The sequence below is a fragment of the Arthrobacter sp. UYCu511 genome (assembly GCF_040547105.1).
GTDB lineage: Bacteria > Actinomycetota > Actinomycetes > Actinomycetales > Micrococcaceae > Specibacter > Specibacter psychrochitiniphilus.
This window is the reverse complement of the sequence record NZ_JBEPPB010000004.1, coordinates 63,996-79,691: the sequence shown is the minus strand read 5'-3', so window position 1 is coordinate 79,691 and position 15,696 is coordinate 63,996. Positions and strand designations below refer to the sequence as shown.

At 61.3% G+C, this 15,696-nt stretch carries 16 protein-coding genes; 12 read left to right on the top strand and 4 right to left on the bottom strand.

Annotation, left to right across the window (positions count from 1 at the left end; translation table 11 throughout):
• Window positions 1–12: 12 nt before the first annotated feature.
• Complete coding sequence (locus ABIB48_RS07525) at window positions 13–516, top strand: ferritin (RefSeq protein ID WP_110104715.1); 504 nt, start codon at window positions 13–15, stop codon at window positions 514–516.
• Between the two features lie 236 nt (window positions 517–752).
• On the opposite strand, the gene purH is transcribed toward ABIB48_RS07525, so the two are convergent.
• Entirely contained in the window at window positions 753–2,420 is a 1,668-nt protein-coding gene (gene purH, locus ABIB48_RS07520) for a bifunctional phosphoribosylaminoimidazolecarboxamide formyltransferase/IMP cyclohydrolase (RefSeq protein ID WP_179442365.1), read from the bottom strand.
• A 77-nt stretch (window positions 2,421–2,497) separates the two neighbouring features.
• Between purH and ABIB48_RS07515 the strand changes: the two genes are divergently transcribed.
• The 6 genes from ABIB48_RS07515 to ABIB48_RS07490 all read left to right on the top strand — a co-directional run bounded on the left by ABIB48_RS07515 (window position 2,498) and on the right by ABIB48_RS07490 (window position 8,785).
• Complete coding sequence (locus ABIB48_RS07515) at window positions 2,498–4,069, top strand: glycoside hydrolase family 3 protein (protein ID WP_354212617.1); 1,572 nt, start codon at window positions 2,498–2,500, stop codon at window positions 4,067–4,069.
• A 56-nt stretch (window positions 4,070–4,125) separates the two neighbouring features.
• Window positions 4,126–5,064, top strand: coding sequence for an N-acetylmuramic acid 6-phosphate etherase (murQ, locus tag ABIB48_RS07510; protein WP_110104718.1), 939 nt, complete (start codon window positions 4,126–4,128; stop codon window positions 5,062–5,064).
• Window positions 5,065–5,120: 56 nt separating this feature from the next.
• The gene (locus ABIB48_RS07505) at window positions 5,121–6,233 is read left to right on the top strand and encodes a serine hydrolase domain-containing protein (RefSeq protein WP_354212616.1); all 1,113 of its coding nucleotides are present in this window, start codon (window positions 5,121–5,123) and stop codon (window positions 6,231–6,233) included.
• 13 nt (window positions 6,234–6,246) lie between these two features.
• Complete coding sequence (locus ABIB48_RS07500; RefSeq protein WP_354212615.1) at window positions 6,247–7,599, top strand: MFS transporter; 1,353 nt, start codon at window positions 6,247–6,249, stop codon at window positions 7,597–7,599.
• A gap of 144 nt (window positions 7,600–7,743) precedes the next feature.
• Window positions 7,744–8,046, top strand: a complete 303-nt coding sequence (locus ABIB48_RS07495) for a hypothetical protein (protein WP_354212614.1) — start codon at window positions 7,744–7,746, stop codon at window positions 8,044–8,046.
• 115 nt (window positions 8,047–8,161) lie between these two features.
• Window positions 8,162–8,785, top strand: a complete 624-nt coding sequence (locus ABIB48_RS07490) for a DedA family protein (RefSeq protein ID WP_354212613.1) — start codon at window positions 8,162–8,164, stop codon at window positions 8,783–8,785.
• Between the two features lie 72 nt (window positions 8,786–8,857).
• Here the strand turns inward: ABIB48_RS07490 and purN are convergent, their stop codons facing one another.
• The 3 genes from purN to ABIB48_RS07475 form a co-directional block, all read right to left on the bottom strand.
• A complete protein-coding gene (gene purN, locus ABIB48_RS07485; protein ID WP_354212612.1) occupies window positions 8,858–9,421 on the bottom strand; it encodes a phosphoribosylglycinamide formyltransferase in 564 nt (187 codons plus the stop codon).
• A gap of 34 nt (window positions 9,422–9,455) precedes the next feature.
• Window positions 9,456–10,778, bottom strand: a complete 1,323-nt coding sequence (locus ABIB48_RS07480) for a cell division protein PerM (protein WP_354212611.1) — start codon at window positions 10,776–10,778, stop codon at window positions 9,456–9,458.
• Window positions 10,779–11,039: 261 nt separating this feature from the next.
• Complete coding sequence (locus tag ABIB48_RS07475) at window positions 11,040–11,243, bottom strand: cold-shock protein (protein WP_038467205.1); 204 nt, start codon at window positions 11,241–11,243, stop codon at window positions 11,040–11,042.
• Window positions 11,244–11,716: 473 nt separating this feature from the next.
• Between ABIB48_RS07475 and ABIB48_RS07470 the strand changes: the two genes are divergently transcribed.
• From ABIB48_RS07470 to ABIB48_RS07450, 5 genes are all read left to right on the top strand, one after another.
• On the top strand, window positions 11,717–12,160 hold the full coding sequence (locus tag ABIB48_RS07470; protein ID WP_354212610.1) for a hypothetical protein: 444 nt from the start codon (window positions 11,717–11,719) through the stop codon (window positions 12,158–12,160).
• A 155-nt stretch (window positions 12,161–12,315) separates the two neighbouring features.
• On the top strand, window positions 12,316–13,056 hold the full coding sequence (locus tag ABIB48_RS07465; RefSeq protein WP_110104726.1) for a DsbA family protein: 741 nt from the start codon (window positions 12,316–12,318) through the stop codon (window positions 13,054–13,056).
• A gap of 2 nt (window positions 13,057–13,058) precedes the next feature.
• Window positions 13,059–13,907 carry a cytochrome c biogenesis CcdA family protein gene (locus ABIB48_RS07460; protein ID WP_110104727.1) on the top strand — a complete coding sequence of 283 codons (849 nt, stop codon included), beginning with the start codon at window positions 13,059–13,061 and terminating at the stop codon, window positions 13,905–13,907.
• Entirely contained in the window at window positions 13,904–14,368 is a 465-nt protein-coding gene (locus ABIB48_RS07455) for a hypothetical protein (RefSeq protein WP_354212609.1), read from the top strand. The genes ABIB48_RS07460 and ABIB48_RS07455 overlap by 4 nt, the downstream gene beginning before the upstream one ends.
• A gap of 275 nt (window positions 14,369–14,643) precedes the next feature.
• Window positions 14,644–15,651, top strand: a complete 1,008-nt coding sequence (locus ABIB48_RS07450; RefSeq protein ID WP_354212608.1) for a 1-aminocyclopropane-1-carboxylate deaminase — start codon at window positions 14,644–14,646, stop codon at window positions 15,649–15,651.
• Window positions 15,652–15,696 lie beyond the last annotated feature (45 nt).

Genomic DNA, 15,696 nt, shown 5'->3' with positions numbered 1-15,696 from the left:
TACTTTGGGAACATGGAACTTATAGGGAAGCTCGCAACCGCCATCAACGCTCAAATTACGCTGGAAATCCAGGCCTCGGTGGTTTACCGCCAACTCGCCATTGAAATGGATGTGCTTGATTTGCCCGGCATCTCCGGCTGGTTCTTGGCTCAGTCAGCCGAGGAATTAGTGCATGCACAAAAGTTCACCAACCATATGACAGACCGTAACGCCTCCCCCAAGATTGGTGATATTACGGCCCCCAACGTCACCACCACCACGGTACTGGAGGCTTTCGAAGCGTCCCTGGCGCACGAGCAGAAGGTCTCCGAATCCATCCGCAACCTCTACCGCCTGGCCATGGCTGAAGGTGATATTGATTCAATCCCGCTGCTGAACTGGTTCGTTGAGGAGCAGTTGGAAGAGGAAGCCAGCGTCGGTGAGATCATTGGCCGCGTCAAGTTGATCGGCACAGATGGCAACGGTCTGCTGCGGCTAGATGCAGAGCTGGGCTCTCGCAAAGAGGCCAGCGAATAGCCCTCCCCCTGAACCAGCCGTGAGCTTTGGCGGCTTAGAAGTACTCAAAGCAGCTCAAAGCAGCCAAAGCTCACGGATCGAATTACGCACGGATCAAATAACAGCGTTTTAAGGTTCTAGCGCTGCCACATCTTAATCACAATTCCCACCAGCAAGGCCAGGAACACCAGCGAGCCAGCGCCAATGATCAGCGTGGCTAAAACGCCCGGCTCCCACAGCCATGCAAGGCTCATGGGTTAGTGGAAGAAGTGCCGGGCACCGGTGAAGTACATGGTGATCCCGGCAGCGTTAGCCGCTTCAATCACTTCTCCGTCGCGCACTGACCCGCCGGGCTGGACTACGGCGCGGACACCGGCGTCGAGCAGGATTTGCAAACCGTCGGCGAACGGGAAGAACGCGTCGGAGGAGGCTACCGCGCCGATGGAGCGCTGGGCCGAAGCACCCTCGCCACCTGAGGCACCGCCGGCGCCGTCAACATCGGATTCCACCGTTACGCCCAGTGTGTTGGCACGCTCAACGGCCAGTTTGCAGGAGTCCACGCGGTTGACCTGGCCCATGCCAATGCCCACTGCGGCTCCGTTGTTGGCGAGCAGAATGGCGTTGGACTTGGCTGCACGCACTGCGGTCCAGGCGAACTTCAAATCAGCCAGGGTCCCGGCATCGGCCGGGGCGCCTGCGGCGAGTGTCCAGTTGGCGGTGTCATCGCCCTCGGCGTCAACCCTGTCGCTCATCTGCACCAGCATGCCGCCGGAAACCTGGCGAACCTCTGCCGGGTAGCGGCCGTACCCTTCGGGCAGGGCCAGCAGGCGGATGTTCTTCTTGGCCGAAAGGATCTCCACTGCTTCGGGCTCGAAGTCCGGGGCAATAACAACCTCGGTGAAAATACCGGCCACGGTGCGGGCCATGGCCGCGGTGACGGTGCGGTTGGCCGCAATCACACCACCGAATGCTGAGAGCGGATCGCAGGCGTGAGCCTTGGCGTGGGCGTCGGCAATGGGATCCACGGCGTCCGGGGAGGCAACGGCCACACCGCACGGGTTGGCGTGCTTGATAACGGCCACAGCCGGTACGTCAAAATCAAACGCGGCACGCAGGGCGGCGTCAGCGTCAACAAAGTTGTTGTAGCTCATGGCCTTGCCGTGCAGCTGGTCCGCCTGGGCAATGCCGGCAGGTGCAGCCTTGTCCACATACAGCGCGGCCTGCTGGTGCGGGTTTTCACCGTAGCGCAGCACCTCTGAACGCTCCAGGGAGTAGCCGGCGTAGGCGGGCCAATCGATGACGCCGTCCCCGTCCGCATCCAGGAACTGGGCCGAGGTCCAGGCAGCAACAGCGTTGTCATAAGCGGCGGTGTGGGAAAAGGCTGCGGCGGCCAGGCGCTGGCGTGCGGCGAGCGTGAAGCCACCTTCCTGCGCTGCGGCAATGACGGCGCCGTAGCGGGCGGGGTCAACCACAACAGCAACAGACGGGTGGTTCTTCGCGGCGGCGCGGACCATGGAGGGCCCGCCAATATCAATCTGCTCAACAACGGCGTCCTGTCCGGCACCAGAATTGACGGTGTCCACGAACGGGTACAGGTTCACTACCACCAGATCGAAGGGCTCAATGTTCATCTCTTCGAGCTGGTGCACGTGGTCCGGCAAGCGGCGGTCAGCCAGGATACCTGCGTGGATCAGCGGGTGCAGGGTCTTCACACGGCCGTCCAAGCATTCTTGGAAGCCTGTCACCTCTGAAACTTCAGTCACGGGCACACCGGCTGCGGCGATTCTTGAGGCAGTAGACCCGGTGGAAACAATGGCTACACCGGCGGCGTGCAGGCCCTGGGCCAACTCCTCCAGACCGGTCTTGTCGTAGACCGAGATCAATGCCCGGCGGATGGGAACACGGTTAAGGGGAACGCTGGTCACGTTGAAATCTCCGTAGGTGGCTCGATGATGGCGACACATAAAGTTTAGGCCACGTAAGCGCCGGTAAGATCTCAATCATGACTTCCAGTGATCTGCTCACCGCACCGGCCCCCGCTCAAACCTCCCCCGCAGGACTCACCCCTGCTGTAGAAGGGCAGTTGCCCGAGGACCTTAACCGCCTGATCAACTCGGTTATCCTCCCCGGTTTTGTTGGCACAACCGTGCCACAGTGGCTGGAACGGGCGCTCGAGAACGGTTTGGCCGGCGTGGTCTATTTTGGCCACAACATTGATCCGGACTCCCCGGAGCAGGTCTCTGCGCTCTCTGCCGCCATCCGCGCAGCCAACCCGAACGCTGTGATCGGTGTGGATGAAGAAGGCGGCAATGTCACCCGCCTGCAGTCCCGTGACGGCTCCACCATCCCCGGGGCGGCGGCGTTGGGAGCACTTAACGAACTCGGTACAACGGAGGCGGCGGGCCGCGCCATTGGCCAGCTCTGCCGCGACGCAGGCATCAACTTAGCCATTGCACCGGTGGCTGATGTGAATACAAACCCACTCAACCCTGTCATCGGCGTGCGGGCGTTTGGTGCCGATACCTCCCTGGTCAGCGCGCATACTGCCGCTGCCGTCCGCGGTATCCAGGAACTGCGTGTGGCTGCCTGCGCCAAGCACTTCCCCGGCCACGGGGACACTGTTGCAGATTCCCACATGGACGCCGCCCGTGTGGATTTGACCATGGCGGAAATGGCCCAGTTCCACCTGCCGCCGTTCCGTGCCGCCGTGGAGGCCGGTGTGGCGTCCATGATGAGCGCACACATCATCATCCCTGAGTTGGGCGAGGCCCCGGCAACTCTGACTCCGGCGGCGAGCGCTCTGCTGCGTGGGATGGGGTTCGACGGCGTGTTGATCACCGACGCGCTGGACATGGCTGCCGTGCGTGTAACGGTGGGCCCGGGCGAGGGCGGCGTGCTGGCGCTGCTGGCCGGCAACGATCTGCTCTGCGTGGGCAACCCGCTCAACGCCTACACCACGGGACGCGATGATGAGTCCTGCTATACCGAGGTCTTTGACGCCCTGCACGCCGCAGCGATCTCAGGACGGCTGCCTGTGGACATCCTGCGCCGTGCGGCCGGACGCGTTCAGGCCCTGGCGCAGTGGTCTGCCGGGGAGGTTGCCGCGGACAAGCACGACGCCGTTGACTGGGTTTCCGTCGCTGCCCGCGCCACCCGCACGGACTCGCTAGGCTCCGGCTCGCTGGGCAAGACACCGGTGCTCGCCGGCTCCGGTGTGCTCACCTTGGTGGATGCGCGCACGGGTCACAACATGGCGGCCGGTCCCACCGAGAACTTCCTGGCCACGGCGCTGCACCACTACGCCGTGACCGCAGTGAACGCCACCGAGCTCTCCAGCGCTGAACTGGAAGTGGCGCTGATGCAGGCCCGGGGAGCTGTGCTGGTTCTTGTTGATTCACTTGAATCTGCGGAGCAGGCACAAACTCTGGAACTGGTCTTCGCCACGGCTCCGCAGGCGGTGTGCGTCAACGCCGGGTTGGCACCGGCTGAGCCCACCCTGTTCCCCGCCCTCCATGCCCACGGTTTTAGCCGCGTCACTGCCGAAGCCGTGGTCCGCGTTCTGGAAACCGTTTAACCCCGCGGCTGCCCTAGGCCCTCTGCACTAACCGCCCTCCCGCAAGGAAGAACACCGTGAGCACCCCTGAGAACACCTTCGACGCCGTCCGCGCTGAGATTGGCCAGCTCGTCACCGAAGCCAGCAACCCGAAGTACCCGGATCTGGCCGCTCTCTCCACCCAGGAGCTTGTAGCGGCCATGAATAGTGAAGACGCGATGGTTCCGGCCGCGATAGAAAAGGCCCACCACGTCATCTCCTCCATCATTGATGAGGTTGCTGCGCGCATGGCCCGCGGCGGGCGTCTGATCTACGTTGGCGCTGGCACGCCCGGACGCATGGGTATTCTGGATGCCAGCGAATGCCCGCCCACCTTCGGCACCGACCCCTCCCTGGTGGTAGGTGTCATTGCTGGCGGTAGTGCAGCCGTAAACCAGGCCGTTGAAAATGCCGAGGACAGTGAAGAGGGCGGCGCCGCGGACATGGCAGCCCTGAAACTGACCGCCAACGATTCCGTTGTGGGTATGGCCGCCTCCGGCCGCACCCCCTATGTCATCGCCGCCATCCGAGCCGCACGTGCAGAAGGCGCATACACCGTGGGATTCGCCTGCAACAATGGCTCCCCTCTCGGTGCCGCGGCCCACACCGCCTTGGAGATCGAGGTGGGTCCGGAATTCTTGGCTGGTTCCACCCGGCTGAAGTCCGGAACCTGCCAAAAGCTGGTGTTGAACATGATCAGCACCATCACCATGGTCCGTCTCGGCAAGACCTATAAAAACGTCATGGTGGACTTGCGCGCCACCAATGCCAAGCTCCATGCACGCAGCGAGCGGACCCTGATGCACGTCACCGGTGCCGATGCTGCCACAGCCTCAGCTGCCCTCACCGCGGCCCATGGTCACGTGAAGGCTGCGATCCTCTCGATCATGACGGGCCTGCCCGCAGATCAGGCCCTCTCCCTGCTGGCAAAGAATGCCGGTTTCTTACCAGCCGCCATCGAGGCCGGCAACCAGTAAGCACTTCTTCTCTCCGCATCCCTTTCACCCCCCGAGTCCGATTGGAGGCACCCACCATGAGCCCCTCTCACCCCCACTTCGCAACGGAGCTGCGCAACCGGCTCCAACGCCTGCTCGAGGCAAGCGTCAGGGACGGGGTGGCACCCGCAGTGGCCTGCGCCGTCGTACTCCATCAAGGCAGCGGAAATGACAGCGGCGGAGCGGGCGGGATTGAACTGCCCGTCCTGACAGCGGGCCAAGCCACCCACGGCACCTTCTTTGATCTGGCCTCGGTCACGAAACTGTTCACCACGGCCACGGTGCTAGCCCTTGTCAATGATGGGCGGCTGGCTCTGGACGCACCCATTGGCCGGCATCTTCGCGCTTATGCGGCCGGGGAAAAGTCCACGGTGACGCTGCGGCATCTGCTCACCCACACCTCGGGCCTGCCGGCGCAGTGGCGGGGCTGGCACACAGCGCTATCAGACGGGAACGGATTTCGGCGCACAGAACTCATTGCGGATCTGCTGACCACGCCGCTCACCGCCCCTCCGGGGACCCGGTACGAGTATTCCTGCGCCGGATTCAACACGATCATGGTACTGGCCGAGCGGGTGACAAAAACGCCGTGGGCACAGTTGGTGAAAGAGCGGGTCCTGTACCAGCTGCCCACCCACGGCATCACCGGAAGCCCGCGCATTGAGCAATGCGCCCCCACCGAGTATCAACCGGAGCTGGGACGCGGGCTGGTGCGCGGGATTGTGCATGACGAGGCGGCGTGGTCTTTGGCCGGGCTCAGCGGAAACGCCGGCATGTTTGCCACGGCGGATGGGCTGCGTGTTTTCGGCACGGTGTTGCTGAACGGCCTGCCGGGCATCCTCTCCCCCGGATTGGCCGCCGAAATGTGGCGGGATCAGCTGCCCGGAATACTAGCAGAGCACTTCAAGGTAGCCGGTCCCGGTTTCGGCCAGGGTCTGGGCCTGCGCATCAACGAGCAGCCGTGGATGGGGGCTGCGGGTACGCAGGCTCGCGGGCATACTGGATTCACCGGCACCTCCCTCCTGGTGGATCAGGAGGCGGGGTTGGTGATCTCCCTGCTCAGCAACCGGGTCAACCCCAGCCGGGACTGCTCAGATGCAACGGAGCTGCGCCAGGCTGTGTCCGAGCTCGTCTACTCTTTTGCCCAGTGATTCGAAAGGCACCATGAATTCCACCACCGAGCTCTTAACCGGCGATCGTGTTGTGCAGGAACTGCCGTGGCGCTGGCGCGTGCAGGGCAGTATTTTTCTCATTGGCGGGCTCGGCTTCATGTTCGATGCCTGGGATGTCACACTCAATGGCTTCTTAATTCCGCTCTTGTCTAAGGAATGGGGACTCAGCACCGGACAGGCGGCGTGGATTGGCACAGCCAACCTGATCGGCATGGCCGTGGGTGCCTTCGCCTGGGGATCCATTGCGGACATCATTGGGCGCAAGAAGGCGTTCACCCTGACTCTGCTGATTTTCTCGGTGTTCACGGTACTGGGCGCGTTCTCGAATGAGATTGTGCTGTTTTGCGTGTTCCGTTTCATGGCCGGCTTTGGATTGGGCGGCTGCATCCCCGTGGACTATGCACTGGTAGGTGAGTTCACCCCGCGCAAGCACCGGGGACGGGTACTGACGGCCATGGACGCCTGGTGGCCCATCGGCGCTTCCCTGTGCGGCGTGGTTTCTGCTCTGTTGATGGCATGGTTTGGCGACTGGCGCTTCCTGATGCTGATCATGGTGTTGCCGGCACTACTGGTGTTCTGGGTACGTACGGGCATCCCGGAATCACCGCTGTTTCTGGTGCGCGCCGGACGTCCGGCGGAGGCGAAGGCAGTCATTGATTCCTTGATCAAGCGGACCAGGGCCACAGTGGGCCCGTGGGTTTTGCCTGACCCGGCCGCTGCTCCAAAGCTTTCCTTGGGCAAGGTCACGGATCAGCTGGCCGGGCTGTGGCGCTTCAACTGGCGCATCACCGGCGTTGCGTGGTCACTATTCCTGACAATTTTGCTGGTGTACTACGGCGCGCTGACATGGATGCCCTCAATTTTGGTGTCCACAGGATACGCGGAAAACAAGGCGTTCATGGCCACAGCTTCCATGACGGGCATTGGCCTGCTCGGTGTGGTGGCGGCCGCCCTGCTCGTGGAGCGGCTGGGGCGCAAGTGGATCCTTGCCATTACGGGACCGCTGGCCGCACTCTCGCTGGTAATTTTTGCGCTGGTACTGGATGCGCCCGTGGCCTCTGCGATCTGGCTGTTGGTGTTTGGTTTTGTCATCCAGGTGGCCATACCCGTTCTTTACACCTACGTTTCGGAACTGTACCCAACCCATCTTCGCGCCACCGGTTTTGGCTGGGCCTCCACCATTTCACGAGTGGGCGCCGGGCTGGTGCCGTTGATCTTCGGGTCTATTTTGTGGCCAGTGCTGGGCCTGCCGCTGACGTTCGCCCTGACGGGTGGGCTGGTGCTGCTGGCAGTGATCTGGATGGCCTTCTCAGCTCCGGAGACCAGGGGCGCAGCACTGGACTAAGCCGCGCAGCGGCGAAAGCCTCCCCTGCGGCGAACTCCCCTCCCTGAGTTCATTCCCTCCCTCGGTTCAAGGGTCTTCAGCATTCCCTCACTTTCACCCGGTATTCTAGTGGCAACCGTGCATTCCCACTGAGTAAGGATCACCATGAGCGCGTTGCTTCCCACTGTTTTCTCCACTGCCGGACTGCTTGGCGGTTACCAGATAGCTAGGGCCACCAAGAACCGGCAGCTGGGCGGCGCCGTTCTGGCTGCGGCAGGTGCCGCGGCCTTTCTGGGCTGGAAGAAAAACGCTGGGACGGGAACCGCCACGGCCTTGACCGCCACCTACGTGCTGGCTTTTGGCGCCTCCCACCCTCTGGCCAAGAAGATGGGTTCCTGGCCTGCCGTGTACACGGTTACAGCTGCAACGGCTGTTGCCTCACTGGTCTTTGGCCGCAGCAAGAAATAACGCCCCCTGTCCAGGGCATAGCAGCCGCGAGCAGTAAACCTTAGATTCCACAAAGGCCGTACACTTTTTAGGTACAACCGCCTCTAAGCGGTGATCTTCAAACGAAAAGGATCCCATGGATCTCGCAGCCGATACCACCGGCTTCCTCTCGAGCATCTGGGTCTACCTGCTGGGCGGCGGATTCGTCATGGTCTCAGCCCTCATCCCGCCGGTCCCCAGTACCACTGTGTTCGTTGCCCTAGGCGCCGTGGCGGAGCTCGACGGCGGACCCCTAGCACTTCCGCTGGTGCTGGCCATGCTGACCGGGGCAGTTGCCGGAGACTTGCTGACCTATTGGCTCACCAAATTGATGGGCGCCACACGGTGGGGTAGCGCTAGCGGGCCGCGGCGTGACCGGGCCGTGGAGGCAGCTACGCGCAGGCTCCGGAGCCGCCCGTACATGTTCATGTTGACCTCACGCTTCATTCCACTGGGCAGGCTCTCCTCCAATATTGCCGCGATAGCGGCCAAGTACCCGTTGCGTTCATTCACGGCTTTTTCGGTGGTCTCTGGCATCATCTGGTCACTGTACTCGGTGGGGATCGGCATGCTCACCCAGCAGTGGCCCGAGATCTCAACCCAACTTGCCGTGGTCTTGGCGATCGTCTTTTCCTTGATCCTTGGCTGGTTAATTGGCAAAGTCTCCAGCTGGTTACTGGACCGTAAGAACGCCAAGGATGCTCCCAGCTTGGCTCCCTAAGAACCTCTTACAGGCAATGGCTACCTCATCGACCCGGGCCGGAGGCGCGGGCCAGCTTGCGTGGACGCAGATCTAGGCACGGGCCAGGTCTGCGAGCACCTGGATGAGCAGCTCGCGCTCGGCCACTTTGATGCGCTCGTGCAGTGAATCTTCGGTATCTTCGGGCAGGATTGCCACGGGGGTTTGGGCAATGATGGGGCCGGTATCCACACCCGCGTCCGCGAAGTGCACGGTACAGCCCGTCACTTTAACGCCGTAGGCCATGGCATCGCGGACCCCGTGGGCACCTGGGAATGACGGCAGTAGGGCAGGGTGGGTGTTGACGTAGCGGCCCTCAAAGGCGCTGATGAACCCGGGGGCCACAATGCGCATGAAACCGCTGGAAATCACGTAATCGGGCGTATAAGAAGCCACCTTCTCCAAAAGCGCGGCGTCCCATTCGGTGCGGGCAGAGTAGTCCTTGAAGTTGACCACAAAAGTTTCCAGTCCGGCGGAAGCGGAACGTTCCACGCCGAGGGTGCCGGGCCTGTCCGCGCCCACTGCCGCAATCTCTAGGGGCAGGCTGCCATTGGCGACTGCGTCAATGACAGATTGCAGATTTGAACCGGTTCCGGATACTAAGACAACTATGCGCATGCCCTCAATTTTAGGGGCACGGCGCGGGCTAGCCCTATTCGGTGCCAGCGTGGCGGCGCTGGGGCAGACCCATGGATAGGTGGTCCCCTTCCAGCCAGGGTCCTGCCAGGGAACCGATGATGACACCAGCTGCTATTTCAGCCCCTACCCACAGGGCGGCAGTCAGCGGATCCGGACCCAGCTGGGAGAACCGCCCGATCCCGGCGGAGCCTTGTGAGATCCAGAAAAGGATGCCGCAAACAATCGCGGAAACGGCACCTATCACTGCACCGAGAAAGATGGTGGAGGCGGGCAGTGAGAGCCAGCGCTGGCGTACCTTCAAGGAGAGCCACTCATCAAAATGGTTTTCACCGGCCCGGACAAACCACCAACCACCCAAGAGGCCGGCCAGGACGGGGATGATGAGGGCGGCAAAGCCCCATCCCAGCTCACCGGCAGGCAAGGCCGCCAGCAAGGGAATGGGCGGCACCGGGGCCACGCTGGTGCCCAGGGGTGAAACTGTGGAACCAACACCCAAGGAGAAGCCATCGCCCCCGGCCCATGCCAACGTCCAGATGGCCAGGTTGGGCATGAATCCTAATTGGGCCAGCGTCAAGGCAGCGCCTCCCACAGCGCCGGGCCGTAACGCCTGATAGACGGCAACAATGTCACTCCACCTCGCCACGAGGTTGATGGTCAGCAATAAGGCTGAGAGTGAGAGTGCGGCCATGGACGCCACAAAACCGGCTCTGATCACCGAGGCCACATACGATCCTGCCCAGCGCTGATCTTGGCTCGTCTTGGAAATCCAGTGTGCAGCATTGACACCAATGAGCCTGCCCCATGATCCGGCCTCTAGCCTGGATCCGATGATGAGCCCGGCTCCTGCAGGAATGAGTGGCACCAACATGCTGGGAATGAGGCTTACGCTGATTTCCGGTGAGCTGCAAACAAATCCGGTGGCCAGTCCAGCCGCAGCGTAGACGGCGAGGGCACTGAATACCGGCTGCCAGAGTTGGTCGGTGTAGGAGGCGCGAGCCAAACGCCCGCCTGCCCGCCAGGAAAGCAGGAAAGGAATCAGGGCCAAACCGAGTGGCAGCAGAGTAAAGGTCCCGGTCTCTACTGAGGCCGAGCTGGGGCCATTGGTCATGGTCAGGTGCAAGGGCACACCGTGGCCCAGTAACCAGATCTGGCCTGCAAACTGGGCTACCGCTGAGGCGTCCCGTTGCGCAAAGCCGCCCGCCCACCAGGTGGCTGCCACCGGAACGGCCACGATCAGCGCGGAGATGACGAACATTTGTGCAGCTTCAAAGGCCCCCTGCAGCCAGAGCGGCATGGGTATTCCGTGGCGTTTTCGCTTGTCCGCTGTGCTGTTCATCGTCTTCAATGGTGCCACATGGCGGGCAGATACCTAGTTAGCGGCACTGGGTTGGCTGGCAAAAAGTGTTCAGTGCATCCTCACTTTGTCTGGGGAACCCGGCCCTACACCCTGGGCCCCCGGCGCTGGGGACCCGGCGCTGGGGACCCGGTTCACGTTCCGCTCCTTAAACACAAATAAGGCCCGGGATAAACCGGACCTTATTTGTTCAAGCCCTAAAGGCTAAAGAAAAATGCGGTTACCCGCAAATGTTCTTTAGAATTAGATAGCCTGGATGTTGACTGCCTGAGGACCCTTGGGACCCTGCTCAACATCGAAGGAAACCTTCTGGTTCTCTTCGAGGGAGCGGTAGCCTGAGGAGTTGATCGCGGAGTAGTGCGCGAAAACGTCCTGGGACTGGTCATCGGGAGAGATGAAGCCGAAGCCTTTTTCAGCGTTGAACCACTTGACGGTACCTGTTGCCATTATTTCTATTTCCTTCTGAAGTTGGAGATTCCGCCCGACCTTCGGGCCTCCGTGTACGGTGTAAGTCCGCTTCTCCAGAAAAGCGACGTCTTCCCCGAAAGGATGGCGTCGCTTCAACTACAAAAAACGCAACACTACAACTACGTCCAAGTATACATACCTATTACCCAAAAGCCACTAAGAGCTGAGAGGTGTGTCACTTAGCGCCTTGGGGCGGGCCGCAAATATTCGCAAATCGTTGATTTTCCGGGAAGAAATAGGCCTTCTTCCGTGACGCGGCACTCATTGTTCACTTCGTCTTCACTTGTCATGTTCGTGAAATATTGATCTGGCTGCCAATCTTTGTGGCCAAACAGAGCACCTTGGCCACACACTGCGCCGGCACCCGGCGACTAGTGCCGGCACCCGTATAGTGGGCCCGAGGATAGTGAAGCCATCACTTGGCTGATGTTGAGAACAGTGAGGGGGATCAGATGCGCAGTTTCAGCTCGCGAGTCCCCGGAACATTCCCGGCACTCTTGATGGCTCTCCTCCTGGCACTGGGCACCATGACACTAGTGGTCATAGGCTGCACCGGTGCCCAAGCATCGCCTGGCATGCAAACAATTGCAGTGACCCCCGCAGCAGAGCAACAGATCACAGCAGCCACCACTGCTGCCCTTAATACCCATTCCTCGCGCACCAGAGATGTGCTCCATGCGGTTAATCAGCTCTCCCCAGAATGTAAACCCAGGCACAAGAAGGTTCGCCTGGAAAGCCATGCGGTCTCCCCCAACCTGGTTCAGTTGCAATCACCTCGCGGATCTTTTGGCTCCCCCCTTCCCCACCGCCTCCTCGTGGACGGTGCTGCCCAGCAGTTCCTCGGACGGATACCAGCGGCTTTGAGCCATCTGGATCTCGGGATCGTAAGGACGTAGACAAGGGTGCGCCAACTCCTACGCCAGCATTAATGCCAGCGGCGGGTGTCCGGCGTCGAGCCTGTCCTAATATTTTCCCGTGGCGCACTGCCACCGGGCACACTTTCCAGTGCCTGCGAATGTGCGCTGCTGATACGATCCTGAAAGTTTTTTAGATGAATACCCAAAAGACGAGTACCAAAAAGACCCGGAATGTTGTTTTAGCGCTGGTGTTGGGCGCCGTTGTTATCTTGGCAATAGTTTTTGCCGGCGCTGCGGCCAATGAGAACCGCCTAAAACCGGCAGGTACTGGCTCCAACGCGCTTGGCGAATCAAACCTGCCAGCCGCCGAGCAGGCCCCTGACGTCAAGCTTGAGCGGCGCATTTCCGGCGATCCGATGGCGCTGGGCGCCGTGGATGCCCCGGTAGTCATGATCGAATATTCGGATTACCGCTGCCCATTCTGTGGTGTCTACGCGCGCAAGACCCAGCCGGAAATCATCCAGAAGTATGTTGATTCGGGGCAATTGCGTATTGAATGGCGTGATTTGCCGGTGCTGGGTGAGGCATCGGTGAATGCGGCCGTTGCTGCCCGCGCCGCAGGTGAGCAGGGCTTGTTCTGGGAGTTCAACCAGGCCGTTTACGCCGGCGCCCCGGAAAAAGGCAAGGCCGAACTCAGCGAAGCAGAGCTACTGAAGTTCGCGCAGAAGGCAGGGGTGCCTGATCTGGCAAAGTTCTCCGCGGATAGCAAAAGCCCCGAGTTGTTGGCCCTGGTCAAGGCCGATCTATCCGAAGGAACGGCGCTGGGCCTGAACAGCACCCCTACCTTTGTCATCAATAATGAGGCGATCCCCGGCGCCCAACCCATGGAGGTCTTCTCCGAAGTGATTGACGCTGCCCTGGCCAAGGCCAAGTAGCCGTGGATATTGGCTATACGGGAGCGTTTCTGGGCGGGATACTGACCCTGCTGAGCCCTTGTTCTGTCATGCTCCTACCGGCGTTCTTCGCTTACGCCTTCGCCAGCCCTACAAAGCTGCTGGGGCGCACAGCACTGTTTTATGCCGGTTTGCTAACAACACTGGTCCCGCTGGGGCTATTGGCAGGACTGCTCGGTTCACTCGTTCTTCAGAACCGGACGGCGCTGATCAGCGTTGCCGCTGGGGTAGTCATTGTGATCGGCATCCTCCAACTCGTGGGGGTGGAATTTCCCGGGCTAAGCCGGCGCGCTGGTACTGACGGGACCTCAGCGGTATCCGTTTTTGTGCTGGGCTCGGTCTACGGCGTGGCCGGGGTCTGTGCCGGTCCCATCCTTGGCTCGGTGCTGGCGGTGGCCGCGACGGGCGGAAATCCACTCTATGGCGGGATTATGCTGGCAATTTTTGCCCTCGGCATGGCTTTGCCGCTGCTGCTACTCTCACTGCTGTGGACGCGCCTGGGGCTCGGCACACGGGGCTGGCTGAAACCGCGCCGCTTCAGGATTGGCCCGTGGGAAAACTCCATCTGGATGGCAATCTCGGGCCTGTTGTCAATAGGAATCGGTGTGCTGCTTCTGGCTACGCAGGGCACCTCCTCACTAGGTGGTGCGCTGACCATTGACGCCCAGTTCGAGGCTGAGTCCGCGGTGGTGAGCTTTGCCGCGGGTATCTCCAATATGTGGTTTGCAGGGGCGGCATTAGTACTCTTGTTGCTCGCAGGCGGACTCTATTGGTGGCGGTCTCGGCGGGCGGAAAGTGCCGCGAGCCCGGCTCCGGCACAGGAGCGCCCATGATGATCACCGTTGCGGGGAACCTGCGCACGTGGCCGCTGCGGCGCTGGCTCACCGGGGCGGCAGTGGCGGCGCTGGTTTACGTTCTTGTTGCCATCCCCACGGTGTTGATCCCCAATACCTTCTTTAGCCGCGAGATCCCGCCAATCTGGTGGTCTTACACGGCCCTGGGCATCAGCTCTCTACTGACAGGGCTGCTGGTGGCCACCTATGTTGCCTCCCCCATACCCCGTACGGGCGCCACCAATAAGTCCGGCGTCTTCGCATCGTTGCTGACGTTCTTCGCCGTGGGCTGCCCTGTGTGCAACAAGCTGGTGCTGCTGGCTCTGGGCTCTTCTGGTGCTATAACGTTCTTTGAACCCGTCCAGCCGGTCCTGGCCCTGCTCTCTCTTGGCCTGCTCCTCTGGGCCTTGTTGCGCCGGATCTCGCAGGAGAATGCGTGCACGGTGCCGGTCCCAGCGTAAGCCGGGGTTCCCGGCGTCGTGCTTGGTAGTGAAGTACGACGCCGGGAACCTCCTTGCGCTGGATGAGCCAGGGGTAGGTACGCAGGCAACAACGTCAGTGTGGCCTGACATCACCATTCCCTGAGCTCTCAAGCGGATCAGGTCCAGGAGCTGTGATGCACACCTCAGAAGTGGCTTGACAGTTCGCCGTCAGTGCGGTGCAATATATTGCATGCTGCACATTGATCTTGCAGAACCTTCAAGCCGTACTTTTCCTCATAGAAAGTTCATCCACCATGGCAATCACAGACTTTGAGCGCTACCCCTTGACCTTCGGCCCCAGCCCCATCCATGAGCTGCCACGCTTGAGTGAGCACTTGGGTGGCGCGAAGATCTGGGCCAAGCGAGAGGATGTGAACAGTGGCTTGGCCTTCGGAGGCAACAAGACCCGCAAGCTGGAGTACATTGTCCCGGACGCCATTGCCCAGGGAGCGGACACGCTTGTCTCCATTGGCGGGTACCAATCCAACCACACCCGCCAAGTTGCAGCCGTCGCTGCAAAGCTAGGCATGAAAGCCCGCCTCGTTCAGGAGAATTGGGTTGACTGGGCCGATCCCCTCAGCGACCGGGTCGGTAACATCCTGCTCTCCCGCATCATGGGTGCCGAGGTTACTTTGGACAATGCCGGCTTCGACATCGGCATCCGTTCCAGTTGGGAACAAGCCATTGCTGAGGTTGAAGAAGCAGGCGGTAAGCCGTACGCCATCCCGGCAGGTGCCTCCGAGCACCACTTAGGCGGGCTGGGCTTCGCCAACTGGGCCTATGAAGTGGAGCAGCAGGAAAAGGACCTTGGCGTCTTCTTCGACACCATTATTGTCTGCACCGTCACCGGTTCCACCCATGCCGGGATGATCGCCGGGTTCGCCGGCCAGGACAAGCCCCGCCGGGTCATCGGCATCGACGCCTCTGCCACGATCGAAAAGACCCGTGCACAGGTGGCCCGGATCGCCCGGCATACGGCAGAGTTGATCGGTTTGGGCCGGGAACTGCGCGATGACGAAATCACAGTCCTTGAGGGCTGGGCTGGGGATTATTACGGCATCCCCGTTAAATCAACCATGGAAGCCATCCGCCTCTCCGGCTCTCTCGAGGCCATGATTATTGACCCCGTGTATGAGGGCAAGTCCATGGCCGGGCTCATTGATCTGGTCAAGAGCAAGGACATTCCCGAGACCAGCAATGTTCTCTACGCCCACCTCGGTGGCCAGCTCGCACTGAACGCTTACAGCGGACTCTTTCGCTAAGTCAATCCAGCAGGTGGAACTCCGGGCTCGCAAGGGTCCGGAGTT